Consider the following 17,749-nt stretch of genomic DNA (forward strand, 5'->3'; position numbering starts at 1 on the left):
CCGCGGCGCGGGCGCGCTCAGTCGATGGACGGCCGGTTGGCCAGCAGCCGCTCGATGGTGGAGACCACGTACTCCCGCTCCTCGCCCTCCAGGCGCAGGCGCGGAGCCCGCACGGTCTCGCTGCCGCGGCCGGCCACCTGCTCGGAGAGCTTGATCATCTGCACCAGCTTGGGGTGAACGTCCATGTGCAGCGCCGGCATCATCCAGCGGTAGATCTCGCGGGCCTTCTCGATCCGCCCGGCCTGCAGGTGATCGTAGATGGCGACGCTCTCCGCCGGGAAGACGTTGGCGAAGCCGGAGACCCAGCCCTGGCAACCCAGGATCATGCACTCCATGGCCACGTCGTCGACGCCGGACATGAGCGCGAGCGCGTCCGGATCGATGTTGATGATGTCGGTGACACGGCGCGGGTCCTCGGAGGACTCCTTCACCGCGACCACGTTCTTCGTGCTCCGGGCGAGCTCCACCAGCGCATCGGGCTTGATGTCGATGCCGTACACCCCGGGGTTGTTGTAGATCTGCACCGGCAGGTTCGCGGCCTCCGCGGTGGCGCGGATGTGGGCGACTACCTCGCGCTGGTCGGCCTTGTAGACCATCGCCGGCAGCGCCATCAGGCCGTCGGCGCCGAGCTTCTCCACGTCACGGGCATACTCCTGCGCAAGGGCGGTGGTGTACTCCGCCACGCCGGAGATCACCGGCACGCGGCCGTTGACGACCTCGACGGTGGAGGCGATCACGCGGCGCTTCTCCTCCGCGCTCAGCGAGGTGTTCTCACCGACACTGCCGAGCATGACCAGGCCGTGAACGCCGTCATCGATCATCTGCTCGACCATCTTCTGATTCGCCTCCAGGTCCAGGGACCCGTCGGCCTTCATCTGCGTGGTGGCGGCCGGGTAGATGCCGCGCCAGTCGACCTTCATGGACTTGCTCCTCCAGGAGGTGTTGGGTTGAGGCGGATGGTTTGCGTCTTCCGCCGGGCGACGTATATTGTATAAAATATATATCGAACCCCGGGGACGCAAGGACGATGAAAGGGCCTATGGCGAGCACGGGACTCAAACGCCAGACGATGTCCGCCGCGCTGACCGACGAGCTGCGCGAGCGCATCCTCAATCTCGACATCCCGGAGGGGGAGCAGCTGCGCCAGGACACCCTGGCGGCTGAGTTCGGCGTCAGCCGCATCCCCGTGCGCGAGGCCCTGCTCCAGCTCGAGGGAGAGGGGCTGGTGACCCTCTCCGCCCACAAGGGCTACACGGTCACGGCGCTGTCGCTCGACGAGATACGCGAGCTCTTCGACCTGCGTGCACTCATCGAGGTCGACCTGCTCCAGCGCGCCATCCCGCGCCTGGAGACCCATCACATCGAGCGTGCGCGCGAGATTCTCGCCACCTTCGACGAGATGCTCTCCCGCGGCTCACAGGAGCGGGACTGGGGCCAGCTCAACTGGGAGCTTCACGCCGTGCTCTACGAACCCGCGGAGCGTCCCCGAGCCCTGTCCATCGTGCGCAACCTCCACCGCAACGCAGACCGCTACCTGCGCCTGCAGCTCAAGCTCACGCAGCGCACGAACGAGCGCGCGCGCGAGGAGCACAACCGGCTGGTCAACCTGTGCGCGGACCGCGATGTCATCGAGGCCAGCCGCCTGCTCAACGAGCACGTCCTGGCCGCCCGCGACGATCTGCTAGCCTTTCTTGCAGAACGCCGGGGCAGCGGCGAGAACACGCACGAGGAGTAGCGGCTTGCGCATCACCGTCACCACCCGGGCACCGCAGACGGACACACCCGTCCAGGGGCGCGATCGCCAGTGGCCGGGCGATGACCGCAGCGGACACGCCTGCCCGGCGGTGACAGCGGCACGTGCGGACACGGCGCCCGCCACGGGCCCGGGCGCACCCGTACCGCCGGGGACACTCGCCGACGGGACCACGGACGTGGTAAATATCAGGATCGCTGAAGCGGGCGGGTGCGACGGGGACGCTCCCCCCGCCCGGAGACCGGGATCGCGGCTTCCCCCGCAAAGCGCTCCGGACGTCGGGCCATCGCTCCCGGAGCGGGGGAGCCGGCCATCCACCTGCCGCGACAGGCTTGCGGCTGGCAGCCTTGAATTGTATAAAATATACCAATAAGCATGATAACCACGGCTCTGCGCCGTGGCGGAGGAGGGGCCGACAATCATGGAACGGGGACAGCACAGGGGAGCACCGATCTCCCGCCCGGGCCGCGGAGCGTGCCCGGTCATCATAAACGATCCCCGCCTCGCCCTCTCCGGCAGCCCCACCCCCGTGAACACCGGCGCCGGCGGCCACCGCCGTGCGGACGCCGGCCGGATTGCGTCCCCGGACAGCCACCGGGGACCTTTACGCGGTGGCACGACAGGCCACCCCTGTTGCAACGGCTCTACAACGCGTTAACGGAGAGAGCACTATGTCCAAACGTCTCACCCATCTCGCCGCGGCGGCGACCATCGCGCTGGCCGCGAGCGGTGCCGGCCATGCCCAGGAGCCGATCACCGTGGGCGTCCAGGTGCCCACCACCGGTTCCGAGGCCACTTACGGCGTCGACATGAAGAACGCGATCCAGATCGCGGTCGACGAGATCAACGCCGACGGCGGCCTGCTCGGCCGTCAGGTGGAGATCCTTGTCGGCGACTCCGCCTGTGACCCGCAGCAGTCGGTGAACGCGGCGAGCAAGCTCGCCTCCGCCGACGTCGCCGGTGTGGTCGGCGGCTACTGCTCCGGCGCCACCCTGCCGACGCTGAAGACCTACGGCGATGCCAACATCCCGTTCGTCATCACCGCGGCCAACTCGACCAAGCTCATCCCGGCGAACCCGGGCAACGCCTTCATGATCAACTCCACCGGCTACGACCAGGTGCGCAAGGCGGTGGACTTCTTCAAGAGCCAGGGCGCGAAGACGCTGGCGATCGTCGACCAGGGCGACGCCTATTCCCAGGACCTCGCCAACCTGACCGCGAAGGAGTGGAAGAAGGCCGGCCTCGAGGTCACCGTGCAGGAGACGGTGAGCAAGGGCGAGCAGAGCTTCAGCTCGCTGGTGACCAAGATCCGCTCCGAGGGCGCGGACGCGGTGTTCTGGACCGCCTACTACGCCGACGGCGGCCTGCTCATCCGCCAGCTCCGCCAGGGCGGCTACCAGGGCATCATCGCGGTGGGCGACGGCTCCAACTCGCCGAAGCTCTTCGAGATCGCCGGCCGCGCGGCCGACGGCGTGTACTGCTTCTCCAACCCGATCGCGGAGTTCCTCCCCGAGGCGAAGCAGTTCATCGAGTCCTACGGCAACAAGTACAAGGGCCGCAGCCCGGGACCGTACTCGACCCTGTCCTACGACGGCATGAAGCTGCTCGGCTGGGCCATCGAGAAGGCCGGCTCCACCGACCCGGACGCGGTGATCGACGCACTCGCCTCGGCGGACGGCGAGGCCTGGCTCACCGGCCCGATCTCGTTCACGGACAAGAACACGCTGGCGCGTTCCAACTTCATCATCCTCAAGGGTGAGCAGGGCGGCTGGACCCTGCATTCCAAGTAACCGTTGCCCCAACGGCCGGCGGGGCACCCGCCCCGCCGGCCCCTACCGGAATCCGCCGGGAGACCGTTTTCCATGTCACTGACCGACATACTCATCCAGCAGCTGGTCAACGGCCTGGTGCTGGGGTCGTTCTATGCCCTGGTGGCGCTGGGCTACACCATGATCTTCGGCGTCATCAAACTGCTCAACTTCGCCCACGGCGATATCTACATGGTCGGCGCGTTCGTCGGCTTCGGCGCGCTCTCCCTCGTCTCGGGCACCATCGGTGCCGGCTGGATGGGGATATTCGTGGCGATGTTCGTCGCCATGATCGCGGTGGGCTTCCTCGGCGTGGTGATCGAGCAGGTGGCCTACCGCCCGATGCTCTCCGCGCCCAGGCTGTCCATACTGATCACCGCGCTCGCCGTCTCCCTCGTGCTGCAGAACGCCGCGCTCGCGCTCACCGACGGCCAGGTCACCGCCTTCCGCACGGACCTCGGCTTCGGCGGCGTCTCGCTCGGGGCGGTATTCGTCAACTACACCCAGATCGTGCTCGTGGCCTCCGCGATCGTGCTCATGATCGGCCTGGAGCTGTTCGTCTCGCGCACGATGTACGGCAAGGCCATGCGGGCCGTCTCCCTGGACAAGGACATGTGCCGGCTGATGGGCATCAACGTCCAGCGCGTCATCGCCGTGACCTTCTTCGCCGGCTCGGCACTGGCGGCAGCGGCCGGCGTGATGGCCGGCGTGCAGTACGGCCGCATCTGGTACTTCATGGGCTTTCTCATCGGCCTGAAGGCCTTCACCGCCGCGGTCATCGGCGGCATCGGCAGCATCACCGGCGCCATGCTCGGCGGCCTCATACTCGGCCTGCTCGAGGCGTTCGCCACCCAGATCCCGCATATCGGCGGTGAATGGAAGGACGTGTTCACCTTCGGCGTGCTCATCCTGGTGCTGGTGTTCAAACCCACGGGGCTTCTCGGCAAGTCCGAAGTGGAGCGGATGTAATCATGGCGACGAACAAGGTCACGACCCGGCCGGCACCGGGCGCCATCGAGCGCCTGTACGCGGCCTTCGACGACCCGCGGCGGCGCTGGGCGCTGTACGCGGTGATCATCGCGCTGCTGCTGCTCGCCCCGCCCGTCGTGGGCCGCTACGGCACGGTGATCCTCACCAACGCCCTCCTCTACGTCATCCTCGCGCTGGGGCTGAACGTGGTCGTGGGCTTCGCGGGACTGCTCGACCTCGGCTACGCCGCGTTCTTCGCGGTGGGGGCCTACACCACGGGCATACTCACCCAGCAGTTCGGCTTCAACTTCTGGCTGACGATCCCCTTCGCCCTGTGCGCGGCGGCGCTTGCCGGGGTGATCATCGGCGGGCCGACACTGCGGCTGCGCAGCGACTACCTCGCCATCGTCACCCTGGGCTTTGGCGAGATCGTGCGCATCGGCGCACGCAATCTGGAGATCACCGGCCAGGCCAGCGGCCTGACGGGCATCCCCTCGCCGAGCGTGTTCGGCCATACCCTCAACGGACCGACCACTTATTACTACATCTTCGCGGCGCTCGCCGTGCTTGCGGTCATCGCCGCACAACGGCTGCTGCACTCGCGCCTGGGCCGTGCCTGGCTGTACGTGCGCCACGACGAGGACGCCGCCGAGGCCATGGGCATCAACCGCGTACGCGTCAAGCTCGCCGCTTATATCACCGGTGCGGTCTTCGGCTCCATCGGCGGGGTGTTCTTCGCCGCCAACCTGGGGGCGATCTCGCCGCAGAGCTTCAGCTTCCAGCAGTCCGTACTGGTGCTCATGGCCGTGATCCTCGGCGGCATGGGCAAGATCCCCGGGGTCATCCTCGGCGCGTTCATCGTCATCCTCGGCCCCGAGCTGCTGCGCGACATCGGTTCGCTGCGGCTGCTGGTCTTCGCCGTGATCCTTCTGCTCATCATGCTCTTCCGGCCCAGCGGTATCTGGCCGGGACGGCGTTCGTAGGGAGACCACCATGCTCTTGCAGCTCGACGACGTGGTCCTGCGTTTCGCAGGCAACACCGTGCTCGAGAACATCCGCTTCGGTGTCGCGGAAAACAGCGTGGCGAGCCTCATCGGCCCGAACGGGGCGGGCAAGACGTCGCTGTTCAACTGCATCACCGGCTTCTACCGTCCGCAACAGGGGTCGATCACCTTTGGCGGCGAGCAGCTGCTCAAACGCAAGCCCCACGCGGTGACCAAGCTCGGGATCGCGCGCACCTTCCAGAACGTGCGCCTGTTCCGGGAGATGTCCGTGCTCGACAACGTCATGGCCGGCCAGCACTGCCGCAGCCGTGCCGGCGCCTTCTCCGCGATCTTCGGCCTGCCCTCCCAGCGCGCGGAGGAACGCCGGGTACGCGAGATCTGCGAGGAGTGCCTCGAGTTCGTCGGTATCGCCGACGAGGCCGACCGCATCGCCACCAACCTCGCCTACGGCCACCAGCGCCTGGTCGAGATCGCCCGGGCCCTGGCCACGCAGCCCCGGCTGCTGCTGCTCGACGAACCCGCCGCCGGACTGAACAGCAGCGAGAAGACCGAGCTGGTGCGCCTGATCCGCCGCATCCGCGACGAGCGCGGGGTGGCGGTGCTGCTCATCGAGCACGACATGGGCCTGGTCATGGAGGTCTCCGAGCACATCAGCGTGCTCGACCACGGGCGCATCATCGCCGAGGGCACCGCCGAGGCCATCCAGAGTGACCCGGCGGTGATCGAGGCCTACCTGGGCCAGGACGAAGACGAACTGGAGCTGACATGAGCGAGACCGTACTCAGCGTCCGCGATATCGAGGCCTTCTACGGCAAGATCCAGGCCCTGCACGGCGTCACCCTGGAGGTCCGCAAGGGCCAGATCGTCGCCCTGCTCGGCAGCAACGGCGCGGGCAAGACCACGACGCTCAAGACCATCTCCGGACTGGTGCGCGCCGCCGCCGGCGAGGTCCAGCTCCAGGGCAAGCCCATCACCACCCTGGCCGCGCACAACATCGCCCGGCTGGGCGTGGTCCACGTGCCGGAGGGCCGGCACGTGCTCAAGGGCCTGTCGGTGAAGGAGAACCTGGAGCTCGGGGCGTTCACCGTGCGGGACGCCCACGTGCGCGCCGAGCGTATGGCCCACGTCTTCGAGCTGTTCCCGCGGATGGCGGAGCGCCGGCACCAGGATGCCTCGCTGCTCTCCGGCGGCGAGCAGCAGATGCTCGCCATCGGCCGCGCGCTCATGCACGGCCCCGAGGTACTGCTCCTCGATGAGCCCTCCATGGGCCTGGCGCCGAAGCTCGTGACCGATACCATGCGCATCGTCAAGCGCCTCAACGAGACCGGCGTGACCATCCTGCTCGTCGAGCAGAACGCCCGGCTCGCGCTGCGACTCGCCCACTACGGCTACGTGCTGGAGAACGGGCAGGTGCGCATGCAGGGTAGCGGCGAGGAGCTGCGTGCCGACGAGCGCATCATCCAGGCGTACCTCGGCGGGGCCGAATGAGCGCAGCCCGCCACGTCGCCGTCGTCGGCACCGGGCCGGCCGGCGAGGGCACCGCGGTGCGGCTGCTCGATGCCGGCTGGGCGGTGACCGCCTTCGACGAGCAGCCACGCAGTGGCGGCAACATCACCCGTGTACGCCGTGACGCGCCGGCGACGGCGCTCGAGCAGCGCCTCGGCAAGGGGCTCATCTGCGGCGCCGCCGTTCTCGGCGTGGCCGGCGACGGCCGGGTGACCTGGCGGGAGGCCGCCACCGGGGCGGTGCGCGAGGACACGTTCGACGCCGTGGTACTCGCCTGCGGGGCCTACGACATGCATTGTCCGGTCCCGGGCACGCCGGCGCCGGGGGTAACCAGCGCCGGCGCGCTCCAGGCCCTGCTCAAGGGCCACGGTGCCGTGCCCGCCGGTGATGTCGTGCTCGCCGGTGCCGGACCGTTCCTGTACGTCGCCGCGGCGGGCCTGTGCCGCGCCGGCGCGCGGGTCTCCGCGGTGGTCGACCGCCTGGGACTGGCGGACTATGCCCGCCTCGCACCGGCGGGCGCGGCGATCCCGGGCAACGCGCTGGAGTTCGCCCGCGACCGCGCCACCCTCGCCCGGCACGGCGTCACCGTGCTGCGCGGACGGGGAGCGGCGGCGGTGGAGAACGGGCGCCTGCGCCTGGACGACGGCCGGCGCCTCGCCTTCGACCGCCTCGGGCTGACTGACGCCTTCATCGCCCAGAGCCAGCTTCCGCGCACCGCGGGCTGTCGCCTGCGCTGGCACGCGCCGGGCGGCTACTTCGTCGCCGAAACGGACAAATGGGGGCGCAGCTCGGTGGCCAACGTGCTCGTCTGCGGTGAGGGCCAGGGTGTACGCGGCTGGCGCCACGCCCGGGTCTCCGGCGAGCTCGCCGCGATGGCGCTGCTCGCCGATGCCGGCGAGCACGTGGACACCGACCGGGCACGCCGGCTGCTGCGATGGCGGGCACTGTATGCGCATTTCGGCGAGGCCCTGGAGAGCCGGATGCACGCCCGCGCACCGGTGCCGCCGGCGGCGGCGACGGTATGCGCCTGCGAGTCGGTGCCCCTGGCCCGCGTCGACGAGGCCGTGTCCCTCGGTCTGACGGACCTCTCCTCCATCAAGGTGGTGACCCGCTGCGGCATGGGCCCCTGCCAGGGCCGCTACTGCGAGCCCCAGGTCGGCCGGGCCATCGAGCAGGCCGGGGCGGTACCGCGCAGCGCGCTCAACCAGCGCACCCTAACGCGGCCGGTCGGGGCCGGGGAGTTCGCCCGTGGCGGTTGATTGCATCGTTATCGGCACTGGGATCATCGGCAGCTTCACCGCGCTGGCGCTGCACGAGCGCGGTCTGTCCGTCGCCGTGGCGGACCGGGGCGGGCTCGCCCCCGGGACCTCGCGCAGCAGCGACGGCAACCTGCTGTCCTCGGACAAGTCCGGCGGCGTGATGCTCACCCTCTCCGAGCGCAGCCTCGTGCTGTGGTCGGACTTCGCCGCGCGCCACGGCAACCACTGCGAGTACGACCCCAAGGGCTCTACCGTGGTCGCCCGCGGCGCGGACCAGGCCGAGGCGCTCGCGGAGCACGTGGCCGGCCACCAGACGGCAGGGGTGACCTGCGAGTTCGTCGATGCCGGCTGGGAGCGCTACGAGCCGCACCTGGGACCGGACACCAGCGCCATCGGCCACTGGCCGCGGGATGCGCAGGTCCAGCCCATGCTCGCCTGCTACCAGATCGCGCGCAGCCTCAGCGAGGCGAACGTGCCCTACCGCTTCTACGACGAGATCACCGCGCTGGAACCCGGCGCCGACGCCGTGACCGTCCGCTTCGCCAACGGCGACACCTGGAGCGCGGGGCACGTGGTCCTCGCCACCGGCGTGTGGAGCAACGAGCTCCTCGAGCCCCTGGGGCTGTCGGTCCCGGTGCGCCCGCGCAAGGGCCATATCTGCGTGCTCGAGCGCGGTGACGTCGAGGTCAACTCCAAGATCGCGGATTTCGGCTACAACGCCACCGCCGAGGACACCAGCGGCGACGACGCCGCGGTGCAGACGGCGGCAATCATCGAGTCCACGCGCAGCGGCACCATCCTCTGCGGCAGCTCCCGGGAGTTCGCCGGCTTCGACCGCAGCGTCAGCACCGACACCCTGCGGCGGGTGATGGCGGACTGCATCGGCATCGTGCCGGACCTCGCCCGCCTCCGGGTGCTCCGCGCCTATGCCGGGCTGCGACCGTTCTCGCCCGACGGGCTGCCGATCATCGGCCCGGTGGACCCGGACGGCCGGATCGTGGTGGCCACCGGCCACGAGGGTGCGGGCCACGGCCTCGCGCCGGTCACCGGCGAGCTGGTGGCGGACCTCATCGCCGCCGGCGTCACCCACCCCTACGACGGGGCACTGCACCCGGAGCGTTTCACGGTATGAGCGAGCGAGGGTTCCGGTTCATCGACACCCCGGAGACGGCGATCGAGGTCACGGTCGACGGCGCCCTCAGGCACCTGCCCGCGGGGCGCAGCCTGCTGGCCGGTCTGCTCGCCACGGCGGACGGGGCCCCGGACTTCTTCTGCGCGATCGGCCAGTGCCAGCGCTGCCGGGTACGGGTAAACGGCACCAGCGAGGTCGCCTGTCTGTATACGCCGCGAGACGGGGATACGGTAGAGACGCCGGAGACCGGCGGGCGGGCATAGGCCGGGCACGGGGCCGGAACGCCGCGCGGCGGCCTCCGGGAAGGCCGCCGCGGGAGTGGGGCGTTACTGCTCGTCGAGGAAGCTGCGCAGCGACTCCGAACGGGTCGGGTGGCGGAGCTTGCGCAGGGCCTTGGCCTCGATCTGGCGGATACGCTCACGAGTGACGTCGAACTGCTTGCCGACCTCCTCAAGGGTGTGGTCGGTGTTCATATCGATGCCGAAGCGCATGCGCAGGACCTTGGCCTCGCGGGGCGTCAGGCCGCCGAGCACGCCGCGCACCGACTCCTTCAGGCCCTCGCGGGTGGCCGAGTCCACCGGCGACATCACGTTGATGTCCTCGATGAAATCACCCAGGTGCGAGTCCTCGTCGTCGCCGATGGGCGTCTCCATGGAGATCGGCTCCTTGGCGATCTTGAGCACCTTGCGGACCTTGTCCTCCGGCATCTCCATGCGCTCGGCGAGCTCCTCGGGCTGCGGCTCGCGGCCCATTTCCTGGAGCATCTGCCGCGAGACGCGGTTGAGCTTGTTGATGGTCTCGATCATGTGCACCGGGATGCGAATGGTCCGGGCCTGGTCCGCGATGGAGCGGGTGATGGCCTGGCGGATCCACCAGGTGGCGTAGGTCGAGAACTTGTAGCCGCGCCGGTACTCGAACTTGTCCACGGCCTTCATCAGGCCGATGTTGCCCTCCTGGATGAGGTCCAGGAACTGCAGACCGCGGTTCGTGTACTTCTTCGCGATGGAGATCACCAGGCGCAGGTTGGCCTCGACCATCTCCTTCTTCGCCCGGCGGGCCTTGGCCTCGCCGATGGACATCCGGCGGTTGATCTCCTTGATCTCGGCGATGGGCAGCCCGGTGTTCTCGCGGATCGTCGCCAGCGCGTACTGCGCCTCGATCAGGGCGTCGCGGTGCTCGGCAAGCTTGTCCGAGTGCGCCTTGCCGGCGGCGATCTGCTCGTCGACCCAGGCCATGTCGGTCTCGCGGCCGGGGAAGCTCTTGATGAACTGCTTGCGCGGCATGCCGGCGCGCTTGACCGCCACGCGCATGACCTCGCGTTCCTTGCCGCGGATGCGCTCGACGGTCTTGCGCAGGTTGTCGGCGAGGCGCTCGACGACCTTGGGCACGAACTTCACCGACAGGAACAGCGTCGCGAGCTCCTCGCGGATCTCGTCGATGCGGGGATCCTCGCGGTTGCCGGCATCCAGACGCTCCATGAGCTCCTGGTGCAGCTCGTAGATGCGATTGAAGATCTGCGCGGCACGCTCCGGGTCGGGCCCGTTGTCCGCGGCACCGGCCTCCTCATCGTCATCCTCCTCGCTGTCCGCGGTGGAGGCAGTGGAGGCGGTGGAGGCGGACTCGCCGCCCGCCGCGTCTTCGCCGTCGGCATTGTCGCGGAAGCCCCCGATCACGTCCGATAGCCGCACCTCGCCGGCCTGGACGGCCTCGTACAGCCCCACCAGGCTGCGTGCGGACTCCGGGTAATAGGCGATGGCGCGCAGGACCTGGTCGAGCCCCTCCTCGATCCGCTTGGCGAGCATGATCTCGCCCTCGCGGGTGAGCAGCTCCACCGTGCCCATCTCGCGCATGTACATGCGCACCGGATCGGTGGTCCGGCCGAACTCCGCATCCACCGACGCGAGCGCCGCCGCGGCTTCCTCGGCCTCGTCCTCGTCCGTGGTGACCGCGGTGTCGCTCAGCAGCAGCTCATCGCTATCCGGCGCCTGCTCATGGACAGTGATGCCCATGTCGTTGATCATGCCGATGATATCCTCGATCTGCTCCGGGTCGACGATATCGTCGGGCAGGTGGTCATTGACCTCGGCATAGGTCAGGAACCCCTGCTCCTTGCCCCGGGCGATGAGCTCTCGAATCTGTGACTGCTGGTCCTGGCTTGCCATATTTCGTAAATTGATGTCAGCTTGATGTATAAGGGGTAGAGGCTGCGAGCGCGACTGAACCGGGCATTATAGCCCGAATTGCCGGAATAACAACTAACTGCCGCCTCCGTTGACGTCAGCCGCGCTTGAGCGCGACCCACTCGTTCCATTCGTCCCGGGTCAGATCGCCGCTCTGAAACCTCTCGTTCAAGTATTGCAGGCGCTTGTCGTTCCTCAATGCCCGGATACGGCCGAGCGCATCGGCGAGTTCCTGCTCCAGGCCGTCCTCCGGGACCAGATGATCCCAAGTCGCCAACCGCCAGAGCGCCGCCTCGTGCTCCGAGTCGCGGAAACGCTCCAGCAGTGCGCCTGTCGTGATGTGCGGTTCATCCCGCGTGATTTCAAGCAGCTGTGCGAGCAACGGCGCCCCCGGGAGGTCGCTGTCGGCGAGCCCCGCGTCCGCCTCGCTCAAGCCGGCCCCGAGTGCCGGGCGCTGGAGCAGCAGAGCCACCGCGAGGCGCACCGGCGTGCGCCGCACCGCCGGCTCCTCCGGCGTGCTCCGCGCCGGGCGCGACGGTGTCCGTGACGGCGCCGACTCCCGGCCCTCGATCACCGCCTCCAGGTAATCGTGCTCCAGCCGCGCCAGGCCGGCGAGCCGATCGACGATCATGCGCCGGTAGACATCCGGCGGCAGGCGCCGTATCAACGGAATGGCCCGCTCCACCAGCCTCGCCCGGCCGTCCATGCTGGCGAGGTCGACCTCGGCGGTGAGCCGCTCGAACAGCCAGTCCGACAGCGGCGCCGCATCGGCGAGCAGCCGCTCGAAGCCCTCCGGGCCGTCGCGGCGCACGAGGCTGTCCGGGTCCTCGCCCTCGGGCAGGAACAGGAACCGCACCTGGCGACCCTCGCGCAGCGCCGGCAGGCTCGACTCCAGCGCCCGCCAGGCCGCCTGACGCCCGGCCTCGTCGCCGTCGAAGCAGAACACCAGGTCGCCGGTGACCCGGAACAGCCGCTCCACCTGGCGGGTGCCGGTGGACGTGCCCAGGGTGGCCACCGCGCGGGTGATGCCGAACTGGGCCAGCGCGACCACGTCCATGTAGCCCTCCACCACCACGATGTCCGGCGGGTGGCGGTCCGCCTCCAGCGCCTCGTAGAGCCCGTACAGGCCCTGCCCCTTGTGGAAGACCGGGGTCTCCGGGGAATTGAGGTACTTGGGCTCGCCGTCGCCGAGTACCCGCCCGCCGAAGCCGATGATGCGGCCGCGGCGGTCGCGGATGGGGAACATGATGCGGTCGCGGAAGCGGTCGTACCCCCGGCCGCCCTCGCGCTCGACCAGCAGCCCGGCCCGGGCAAGGTTGTCCCGCTCGCCGAGCTCGCGCAGGAGGTTGTCCCAGCCCGGCGGTGCGAAGCCCAGCGCGTAGCGCGCCGCGATCTCGCCGCTCAGACCGCGGCGGCGGAGGTAGTCGACGGCGCGGTCGCGATCGGGATGACGGCGCAGCCACCGCCGGTAGCACTCGCCGGCCCGCTCAAGCACGCGGTAGAGCGGCTCGTGGCTCTCCACGGGACCCTCGCGGGCCGACTCCGGCAGCTCCATGCCCGCCATCTGGGCCAGCGAGGCCACGGCCTCGCGGAAGTCCATCCGGTCGTACTCCATGAGGAAGCGGATGGCGGTGCCGTGCGCACCACAGCCAAAGCAGTGGTAGAACTGCTTGCTCTGGCTGACGGTGAAGGACGGGGTCTTCTCGCTGTGGAACGGGCAGAGGGCGTGGTGATTCGCGCCGGCACGCTTCAACTGGACGCGCTCGCCCACCACGTCGACGATGTCGACGCGCGCGAGCAACTCGTCAATGAACTGGTCGGGTATGCGACCGGCCATCGCGCCCTCCGCGCCGCCCGATGCGGCGTTCGGCGATCATCGGCCGATGCCCGCCGCGGAAACGGCCAGGGCCGGTGGTCGATTCACGCCCGCACCGTCCCGCCGGCCATTCTCCCGAACCCGCGGGGCGGGCGCACCGCGTGGACCCGCCACGCCGGCGTACGGAAGAATGGAAGCGGAACGAACCCTGGGACTCGCGCCCCACCCCGGTCCCGGGCAGCGGCGCGGCGCGCGCGGGAACCGGTGATGGCCCTAACCGGAAAGGCGTGCCTTCACCCGGGCACTGACCGCGCCCATGTCGGCACGGCCCTGAACCCTGGGCTTGAGCACGCCCATGACCTGCCCCATCGACCGGACGTCCGATGCACCGGTCTCGGCGATGGCGGCATCCACCATCCCGTCGAGCTCCGCGTCCGACAGCGGCTGGGGCAGGAACTCGGCAATAATCTCGAGCTCGCTGCGTTCCTTCGCGGCCAGGTCGTCGCGGCCAGCCTGCTCGTACTGCTCGAGGGCCTCACGCCGCTGCTTGACCATCTTCGAGAGCACCTGCAGGACCTCGGCATCCGAGAGCTCGGCCCGGCTGTCGACCTCCTGCTGTTTGATCGCCGCGGTCACCATCCGCAGTGCCGAGACGCGGGGCTTGTCGCCCGCGCGCATGGCCTGCTTGACGGCATCGGTGATCGCGGTCTTGATGGCGCTCACGTAGTGCGTCTCCGCGGAGCTAGTACATCCGCATCCGGCGCTGCTCGCGCTGGATCCGCTTCATGTGGCGCTTGACCGCCGCGGCCTGCTTGCGCTTGCGCACCTGCGTCGGCTTCTCGTAGGACTCGCGCCGGCGGATCTCGGAGAGGACACCGGCCTTCTCGCAGGAGCGCTTGAAACGACGCAGAGCAACCTCGAAGGGCTCGTTCTCGCGAACCTTTACGTGCGGCATGTACTGATCACCTTCCAGGAATCGGTTTTCACGATAGAATGTATGGCCTCACGCCGGGTATTCGGCGCTCGCCGAGGCGCGTAAGTGTATACGCGCCCCCGGGTAAATGCAAAATCCGGCCGTTGCGCCGGGCCATCTGTCGGAACCGCCCCGCCATGCGCGTACTCGGCATCGAGACCTCCTGCGACGAAACCGGCGTCGCCGTCCACGACAGCGCCCGCGGGCTGCTCGCGCACTGCCTGCACAGTCAGATCGAGACCCACGCCCGTTACGGCGGGGTGGTCCCCGAGCTGGCCTCCCGGGATCACGTGCGCAAGCTCGCGCCGCTCATCCGGGAGGCCCTGGAGCGGGCGCAGACCCCGCGCACCGCCCTCGACGGTATCGCCTATACCCGCGGCCCCGGCTTGGCCGGCGCACTGCTCGTGGGCGCTGCGACGGCGAGGGCCATGGCCTTCGCCCTGGACATCCCCGCAGTGGGCGTCCACCACATGGAGGCGCACCTGCTCGCGCCGCTGCTGGAGGCGGACCCGCCGGCCTTCCCGTTCGTCGCCCTGCTGGTCTCCGGCGGCCACACCATGCTGGTGCAGGTGGCCGGCGTCGGCCGCTACCGGCTGCTCGGCGAGAGCCTGGACGACGCCGCCGGCGAGGCCTTCGACAAGACCGCCAAGCTCCTCGGCCTCGGCTACCCGGGCGGCCCGGCCGTGGAGCGCGCGGCCCGCGACGGCGACCCCGGGCGCTTCAGATTCCCCCGGCCCATGACCGACCGCCCGGGGCTCGACTTCAGTTTCAGCGGGCTCAAGACCCACACCCTCAACACCGCCCGGCGCGAGGGCGACGCCCCGCAGACCGTCGCCGACATCGCCCGCGCCTTCCAGGACGCGGTGATCGACACCCTGGCGATCAAGTGCCGCCGGGCGCTGGACGAGACCGGCGTACGCCGGCTGGTGGTGGCCGGCGGCGTCGGCGCCAACGCGGCGCTGCGCGAACGCCTGGCGGAGGTCGCCCGGCGCCGCGACGCCCGCGTGCATTACCCGCGCATCGAGTTCTGCACCGACAACGGCGCCATGGTCGCCCATGCCGGCTGCCTGCGGCTGCCCGGCGAGGGCAGCCGGGACGACGCGTTCGACATCGCGCCGCGCTGGGACCTCGAATCACTTGCCCCTCCCGGGGACGCGGTTACGGCACCAGCCGCTGGAGCCAGCGCACCAGGCGCCGGGTCCCGGGGCTGAACAGCCGTCCGGAATAGGCGGTGTTCGCCGCCCGCCGGTGAATCTGTGCCAGCGTCGGATAGGCGTGGACGGCGCTGGAGAGGCGGTCCAGGCGGACGCCGGCCTGCATGGCGAGCACGATCTCGTGGAGCAGCTCGCCGGCATGGGGCCCGAGCAGCGTCGCCCCCAGGATGCGCCCACGCCGCACCACCAGCCGGATGCCGCCGGCCGGGACGCCATCGATCAGCGCCCGGTCCACCGCCGTGAACCGGTAGGTCAGTACGCGCGCGTCCGGGTAACGGGCGTGTGCCTCGGTCTCGGACAGGCCCACCGCGGCCAGCTCCGGGTCCGTGTAGGTCACCCGCGGCACCACCCGGTAGTCCGCGCGCTTCGGCCAGCGGAACACCGCGTTGGCGATCACGATGCCGGCCTGGTACTCGGCCATGTGGGTGAACGGATACAACCCGGTGACGTCGCCGCAGGCGAAGATATGGCGCCGCGAGGTGCGCATGCGCGCGTCCACGCGGATCCCGGCGGGTCCGTGCTCGACACCGGCGGCCTCCAGGCCGAGCCCCCCGGCGTTGGCCTCGCGCCCCACGGCGACGAGGATGCGGTCCGCCACCACCGGCAGGTGCTCGGTGCCCTGGTGGACCTGCAGCGTCAGTCCGCCGGGCTCGCGCTCGACGCGCTCCAGCCTCGCCCCGAGACGGAAGCGCACCCCCTCGGCCTCCAGCGCCTCGCGGAGCTCGCCGGCGACCGCCGGCTCCTCCCGCGGCAGGATCTCGCCGGCGGCCTCGATGACGGTCACTGCCGAGCCCAGCCGCGCGAAGGCCTGGGCCAGCTCCACACCCACCGGGCCGGCGCCGACCACCGCGAGGCGCTCCGGCAGCCCGTCCAGGTCGAACACGTCCTCGTTGGTGAGGTACCCCGCCTCGGCGAGGCCGGGCACCGCCGGCACCGCCGGGCGCGAGCCCGTGGCGATGACGAACCGCCGGGCACGGATACGCTCGCCCTTGACGCTCACCTCGTCCGGCGCGGTGAACCGGGCCTCGCCGAAGAGGACGTCCACGCCATAGCCGCGGAAGCGCTCCGGGTCGTCGTGGGCCTGGATCGTGTCGATGACCTCATGCACCCGGCGGCGCACGTCGGCGAAGACCGCCGGCCGCGCCGTCGCGGGCAGACCGAAGTCGGGGGCCCGGCGCATCAGGTGGGCGACCTGGGCGGAGCGCAGCAGGGTCTTGCTCGGCACGCAGCCGTGGTGCAGGCAGTCGCCGCCGAGTCGCGCGCTGCGCTCCACCAGCACCACGTCGAGGCCGAGCTGGCCGGCGACGCTCGCCGTCACCAGGCCGCCGACGCCCCCGCCGATGACCACCAGATCCCGCATCACGCGCCGTCCCTGTCCGCCGCTGGCTGAGAACGGTAGCGTCTCACCAGCCGGGGCAGGAACGCCACCGCGGCGAACACCCCCAGCGCGATCAGCACCGCCTGCACGGCACCGCGCCCACCGGCGATGGCGGCGGCCCCGGCATGCCCCACCCAGGCATAGGCGAAAGCCCCCGGGGCCATGAACACCAGGCTGGCCAGCACGAAGTGCGCCAGCGGGATGCGGGTCACCCCGAGCGCGTAGTTGAGCAGGTTGAAGGGGATGAGCGGCACCAGCCGGGTGAAGGCGACGAAGCGCCAGCCCTCTGCCTCCACCCCGTCGACCAGTCGGCGCAGCCGTCCGCCGGTGCGCCGGGCCACCCAGTCCGCGGCGAGGTAACGGGCGACGAGAAAGGCGATGCTCGCCCCGGTGGTGGCACCGAGCAGGGCGTAGAGCGTGCCCGCCCATGGCCCGAAAAGGACCCCGGCCGCCAGGGTGAACACCAGCCCGGGCAGGAAGAGCACCGTCGCCGCCGCATACAGCACCATGAACGCCAGCGGCGCCCAGGCCCCGAAGTCGTCCAGGCGCGCGCGCAGGGCCGCCACCGTGAACGCATCGCGGTACCACAGCGCAACCGCTACGGCGGCGAGCATCCCGAGCAGCAGCAGTGCCCTGGCGGTGTTTCTCGCGTTCAAGCCCCCTCCCGGCAGGATCGAATGGCGGATGCCCGCAGTCTGCCCGCCCGCCCGCGCCGGCGCCATCCGTAATCCCCGCTACCCGCCCTTGGGGGCGGACG

General features: G+C 70.1%; 17 protein-coding genes. 10 read left to right on the top strand and 7 right to left on the bottom strand.

Going from position 1 to position 17,749, the window contains the following annotated elements; translation table 11 throughout:
- Positions 1-17: 17 nt before the first annotated feature.
- Positions 18-920: a dihydrodipicolinate synthase family protein gene (locus ACEZHJ_RS17160; protein WP_018716671.1), complete on the bottom strand. Its 903-nt coding sequence runs from the start codon at positions 918-920 to the stop codon at positions 18-20.
- 119 nt (positions 921-1,039) lie between these two features.
- Between ACEZHJ_RS17160 and ACEZHJ_RS17165 the strand changes: the two genes are divergently transcribed.
- From ACEZHJ_RS17165 to ACEZHJ_RS17205, 9 genes are all read left to right on the top strand, one after another.
- Complete coding sequence (locus ACEZHJ_RS17165; RefSeq protein WP_018716672.1) at positions 1,040-1,735, top strand: GntR family transcriptional regulator; 696 nt, start codon at positions 1,040-1,042, stop codon at positions 1,733-1,735.
- 689 nt (positions 1,736-2,424) lie between these two features.
- Positions 2,425-3,543 (top strand): branched-chain amino acid ABC transporter substrate-binding protein, encoded by a 1,119-nt coding sequence (locus ACEZHJ_RS17170; protein WP_018716673.1) that lies wholly within the window; start codon positions 2,425-2,427, stop codon positions 3,541-3,543.
- A 72-nt stretch (positions 3,544-3,615) separates the two neighbouring features.
- On the top strand, positions 3,616-4,530 hold the full coding sequence (locus ACEZHJ_RS17175) for a branched-chain amino acid ABC transporter permease (protein ID WP_018716674.1): 915 nt from the start codon (positions 3,616-3,618) through the stop codon (positions 4,528-4,530).
- A 2-nt stretch (positions 4,531-4,532) separates the two neighbouring features.
- Positions 4,533-5,513 (top strand): branched-chain amino acid ABC transporter permease, encoded by a 981-nt coding sequence (locus tag ACEZHJ_RS17180; RefSeq protein ID WP_163139435.1) that lies wholly within the window; start codon positions 4,533-4,535, stop codon positions 5,511-5,513.
- Positions 5,514-5,523: 10 nt separating this feature from the next.
- A complete protein-coding gene (locus ACEZHJ_RS17185; protein ID WP_163139433.1) occupies positions 5,524-6,303 on the top strand; it encodes an ABC transporter ATP-binding protein in 780 nt (259 codons plus the stop codon).
- The gene (locus ACEZHJ_RS17190) at positions 6,300-7,022 is read left to right on the top strand and encodes an ABC transporter ATP-binding protein (protein ID WP_163139431.1); all 723 of its coding nucleotides are present in this window, start codon (positions 6,300-6,302) and stop codon (positions 7,020-7,022) included. Before ACEZHJ_RS17185 ends, ACEZHJ_RS17190 begins: the two co-directional genes overlap by 4 nt.
- Positions 7,019-8,299, top strand: coding sequence for an FAD-dependent oxidoreductase (locus ACEZHJ_RS17195; RefSeq protein ID WP_163139429.1), 1,281 nt, complete (start codon positions 7,019-7,021; stop codon positions 8,297-8,299). The genes ACEZHJ_RS17190 and ACEZHJ_RS17195 overlap by 4 nt, the downstream gene beginning before the upstream one ends.
- Positions 8,289-9,431 carry an FAD-binding oxidoreductase gene (locus ACEZHJ_RS17200; RefSeq protein ID WP_018716679.1) on the top strand — a complete coding sequence of 381 codons (1,143 nt, stop codon included), beginning with the start codon at positions 8,289-8,291 and terminating at the stop codon, positions 9,429-9,431. The genes ACEZHJ_RS17195 and ACEZHJ_RS17200 overlap by 11 nt, the downstream gene beginning before the upstream one ends.
- Positions 9,428-9,694, top strand: a complete 267-nt coding sequence (locus ACEZHJ_RS17205; RefSeq protein WP_018716680.1) for a 2Fe-2S iron-sulfur cluster-binding protein — start codon at positions 9,428-9,430, stop codon at positions 9,692-9,694. The genes ACEZHJ_RS17200 and ACEZHJ_RS17205 overlap by 4 nt, the downstream gene beginning before the upstream one ends.
- A gap of 63 nt (positions 9,695-9,757) precedes the next feature.
- On the opposite strand, the gene rpoD is transcribed toward ACEZHJ_RS17205, so the two are convergent.
- The 4 genes from rpoD to rpsU form a co-directional block, all read right to left on the bottom strand.
- Positions 9,758-11,593: an RNA polymerase sigma factor RpoD gene (gene rpoD / locus ACEZHJ_RS17210; RefSeq protein ID WP_163139427.1), complete on the bottom strand. Its 1,836-nt coding sequence runs from the start codon at positions 11,591-11,593 to the stop codon at positions 9,758-9,760.
- A 115-nt stretch (positions 11,594-11,708) separates the two neighbouring features.
- Positions 11,709-13,448: a DNA primase gene (dnaG, locus tag ACEZHJ_RS17215; protein WP_163139425.1), complete on the bottom strand. Its 1,740-nt coding sequence runs from the start codon at positions 13,446-13,448 to the stop codon at positions 11,709-11,711.
- A gap of 252 nt (positions 13,449-13,700) precedes the next feature.
- Positions 13,701-14,150 (bottom strand): GatB/YqeY domain-containing protein, encoded by a 450-nt coding sequence (locus tag ACEZHJ_RS17220; RefSeq protein WP_018716683.1) that lies wholly within the window; start codon positions 14,148-14,150, stop codon positions 13,701-13,703.
- A gap of 19 nt (positions 14,151-14,169) precedes the next feature.
- Complete coding sequence (rpsU, locus tag ACEZHJ_RS17225; RefSeq protein WP_018716684.1) at positions 14,170-14,382, bottom strand: 30S ribosomal protein S21; 213 nt, start codon at positions 14,380-14,382, stop codon at positions 14,170-14,172.
- Between the two features lie 155 nt (positions 14,383-14,537).
- Here rpsU and tsaD point away from each other — a divergent pair, with 155 nt between their 5' ends.
- Positions 14,538-15,611 (top strand): tRNA (adenosine(37)-N6)-threonylcarbamoyltransferase complex transferase subunit TsaD, encoded by a 1,074-nt coding sequence (gene tsaD / locus ACEZHJ_RS17230; protein ID WP_018716685.1) that lies wholly within the window; start codon positions 14,538-14,540, stop codon positions 15,609-15,611.
- Here the strand turns inward: tsaD and ACEZHJ_RS17235 are convergent.
- Positions 15,559-16,974: an NAD(P)/FAD-dependent oxidoreductase gene (locus ACEZHJ_RS17235; RefSeq protein ID WP_018716686.1), complete on the bottom strand. Its 1,416-nt coding sequence runs from the start codon at positions 16,972-16,974 to the stop codon at positions 15,559-15,561. The two genes, tsaD and ACEZHJ_RS17235, sit on opposite strands and share 53 nt — an antisense overlap.
- Positions 16,974-17,648 carry a TVP38/TMEM64 family protein gene (locus ACEZHJ_RS17240; RefSeq protein WP_018716687.1) on the bottom strand — a complete coding sequence of 225 codons (675 nt, stop codon included), beginning with the start codon at positions 17,646-17,648 and terminating at the stop codon, positions 16,974-16,976. Before ACEZHJ_RS17240 ends, ACEZHJ_RS17235 begins: the two co-directional genes overlap by 1 nt.
- Positions 17,649-17,749 lie beyond the last annotated feature (101 nt).

Origin of the sequence: Arhodomonas sp. KWT2 (assembly GCF_041949875.1) — a bacterium.
Lineage (GTDB): Bacteria > Pseudomonadota > Gammaproteobacteria > Nitrococcales > Nitrococcaceae > Arhodomonas > Arhodomonas aquaeolei.

What these genes read in the sequence shown, in the direction of transcription:
- ACEZHJ_RS17160 (WP_018716671.1), bottom strand. Translation starts at nt 920, where the DNA reads ATGAAGGTCGACTGGCGCGGCATCTACCCGGCCGCCACCACGCAGATG.
- ACEZHJ_RS17165 (WP_018716672.1), top strand. Translation starts at nt 1,040, where the DNA reads ATGGCGAGCACGGGACTCAAACGCCAGACGATGTCCGCCGCGCTGACC.
- ACEZHJ_RS17170 (WP_018716673.1), top strand. Translation starts at nt 2,425, where the DNA reads ATGTCCAAACGTCTCACCCATCTCGCCGCGGCGGCGACCATCGCGCTG.
- ACEZHJ_RS17175 (WP_018716674.1), top strand. Translation starts at nt 3,616, where the DNA reads ATGTCACTGACCGACATACTCATCCAGCAGCTGGTCAACGGCCTGGTG.
- ACEZHJ_RS17180 (WP_163139435.1), top strand. Translation starts at nt 4,533, where the DNA reads ATGGCGACGAACAAGGTCACGACCCGGCCGGCACCGGGCGCCATCGAG.
- ACEZHJ_RS17185 (WP_163139433.1), top strand. Translation starts at nt 5,524, where the DNA reads ATGCTCTTGCAGCTCGACGACGTGGTCCTGCGTTTCGCAGGCAACACC.
- ACEZHJ_RS17190 (WP_163139431.1), top strand. Translation starts at nt 6,300, where the DNA reads ATGAGCGAGACCGTACTCAGCGTCCGCGATATCGAGGCCTTCTACGGC.
- ACEZHJ_RS17195 (WP_163139429.1), top strand. Translation starts at nt 7,019, where the DNA reads ATGAGCGCAGCCCGCCACGTCGCCGTCGTCGGCACCGGGCCGGCCGGC.
- ACEZHJ_RS17205 (WP_018716680.1), top strand. Translation starts at nt 9,428, where the DNA reads ATGAGCGAGCGAGGGTTCCGGTTCATCGACACCCCGGAGACGGCGATC.
- rpoD (WP_163139427.1), bottom strand. Translation starts at nt 11,593, where the DNA reads ATGGCAAGCCAGGACCAGCAGTCACAGATTCGAGAGCTCATCGCCCGG.
- dnaG (WP_163139425.1), bottom strand. Translation starts at nt 13,448, where the DNA reads ATGGCCGGTCGCATACCCGACCAGTTCATTGACGAGTTGCTCGCGCGC.
- rpsU (WP_018716684.1), bottom strand. Translation starts at nt 14,382, where the DNA reads ATGCCGCACGTAAAGGTTCGCGAGAACGAGCCCTTCGAGGTTGCTCTG.
- tsaD (WP_018716685.1), top strand. Translation starts at nt 14,538, where the DNA reads ATGCGCGTACTCGGCATCGAGACCTCCTGCGACGAAACCGGCGTCGCC.
- ACEZHJ_RS17235 (WP_018716686.1), bottom strand. Translation starts at nt 16,974, where the DNA reads ATGCGGGATCTGGTGGTCATCGGCGGGGGCGTCGGCGGCCTGGTGACG.